Source organism: Taylorella asinigenitalis ATCC 700933 (assembly GCF_000687755.1).
Lineage (GTDB): Bacteria > Pseudomonadota > Gammaproteobacteria > Burkholderiales > Burkholderiaceae_B > Taylorella > Taylorella asinigenitalis.
Window position 1 is genome coordinate 1 of sequence record NZ_JHXN01000031.1, and the last position, 1,981, is coordinate 1,981.

General features: G+C 69.9%; 2 protein-coding genes. One reads left to right on the forward strand and one right to left on the reverse strand.

Annotation, left to right across the window (positions count from 1 at the left end):
• On the forward strand, window positions 1–701 hold a 701-nt coding region (locus tag T432_RS08945), incomplete at its 5' end, for a hypothetical protein (protein ID WP_211246943.1).
• 28 nt (window positions 702–729) lie between these two features.
• Here T432_RS08945 and T432_RS08950 read toward each other — a convergent pair.
• Window positions 730–1,981, reverse strand: a 1,252-nt coding sequence (locus tag T432_RS08950) for an ABC transporter substrate-binding protein (RefSeq protein ID WP_028884782.1), incomplete at its 5' end; no start/stop codon positions are given.

Consider the following 1,981-nt stretch of genomic DNA (forward strand, 5'->3'; position numbering starts at 1 on the left):
GTGCCCTCTACGACCTGCAAAGTGGGGGAAGCGAACTCGGAGCGGGCGCGGACCTGCGCTGGCAGGGCGAGCGCGCCGTGGCCACCCTGGGAGGCGACCTGGCCTGGCGCAGCGGCCAACTTCAGGCGGTGGTGCGCGGCGGTGTCAGCGGCGACTTGAGCGAACGGCTGAATGTGAGCGCCGACGCCACGGCGGAACTCGGGGCGCGTCAGGGCCTGAAATTCGGGGTGGGCTATGCCTACCGCAGCGCGGGCTTTTCCAGCCTGGGCTATGGCCGCTATGCGGGTGGCAGTCTGGGCGGTTCGCGGCCCGAGGCCAGCGCCGGCGTGAGCGCCGAGTACCGCCAGGGCGCCCTCACCGTCCGCGGCGGCGTGGACGCCCGCGCGCTGCTCAGCGACCCCGGCAGCCTGACCTACCAGCCCTCGCTGGGCCTGCGCGCCGAACTCAATGCCCGCTTCAGCGTGGGCGGCTGGGCGCGGGCGCTCGTTCAGCCCGCCAGCAGCCAGGTTTTGCCCGGCTACGGCCTGGAAGCGGGCGTACAGGTCCTGCCCGGCACCTGGCTGAGTGCCGGTTACAATCTGGCGGGCTTCGAGGGCCTGCCGAGCGCTGGCCTCTACACCCGCCCGGGCGCTTACCTGCGTCTCGACGTGGCGCTGGACGAGGGCGCTGGCAAGAAGACCGGCAAGGCGCACCGCCGCTGAGGCCGCCGCCCAGCGCGGCGCCAGAGCTTCAGTCCTGAGCCGGGCCGCCCACCCACAGCCGCCGGAAACTGATGCGCCCATAGGCGTCGGGCCACACGTCGCGCAGGAGGGGGTGTACCGTGCGCTGCTTCACCCGGTGGTGGGTCAGGTGGACGTGGTGCCCTTCGAGCAGCAATGCCTCGACCCGGTCAATGACGGCTTCCCGACCGGCAAAGGTCTGGGCCAGGCGGTACTCCTCCAGTTCAGTGTCTACCTGGGCCAGTACCTCCCGGGGCAGCAGCTTACGAAAAAAGAGTTCGGGCTGCTTGAGCGCCGTCCAGAAGGAGAGCTGTTCGTCGGGACCGCTCACCTCACCCATCATCATGAGGTCGCTGGGCGTGTCCCGGGTCACCTCGTCGTGCAGATCGTACAGCTCGACGGTGATCTCCAGGCCGAACCCGGCGGCGCGGCGCGAGAGCCAGCGGGCCTCGGCCACCGCATCTTCGCGGTCAAGCACCCACAGCCGCAGGGGAGGCTGCGGGCCGGCGGCTGCCAGCAGCGAGCGGGCGCGTTCGTCCGAGTGAACCCGCGCGGGCCGGTCCCGCGAGCGCCGGGGATAAAACGACTGCGCGCTCAGCAGCGGCCAGGGCTGGCGTGTCTCCTCCCAGAAGCGGCGAATATCGTGCAGTTCGAACACGGCGGCCCGCAGCGCCGCACTGTGCGCCGCCGGTTGCCCCGCATTCCAGATCAGGAAATGTACGCCTGTTTCTTCTTGCCACTCGGCGACCTTCTGCGGCGCGGCGCCCTCAAGATGCAGAGTGGGCGCTTCAGTGAGCGGCTCGACCTGGTAGAGCTCCACCTCATCGATCAGTGGCCGTCCGGCGAAATGCGCGTCGAAGGCGCTCAGGCGTACCCCGCCTTCAAGCGGCTGCCACTGAAATGCGCCTGTGCCGATCAGTTGCTGAGGGTCGGGCGGCACGTCTCTGGGCACGATCAGCGCCTGGGTCGCAGCGAGACGCCGGGGCAAAAAGGCGTCGGGGCGCGCGAGCCGCAAGCTGACCCGGTACGGGTGGTCGCTGCGCACCTCCAGCAGCTCCGGTAGCAGCCACGCCGCGCCCCGCTGCACCCTCTCCAGGCTAGCGCGCACGTCACTGGCGTCCAGCGTGCGGCCATGATGAAACGGCACCCCTTTGCGCAAGTAAAACGTCCACGTCAGGCCGTCGTCCGAGCACCCCCAGTGGTGGGCCAGGTGCGGCTCCAAAGTTTGCGTCGCTGGGTCGTAGCGGGTGAGGCCATCGAAG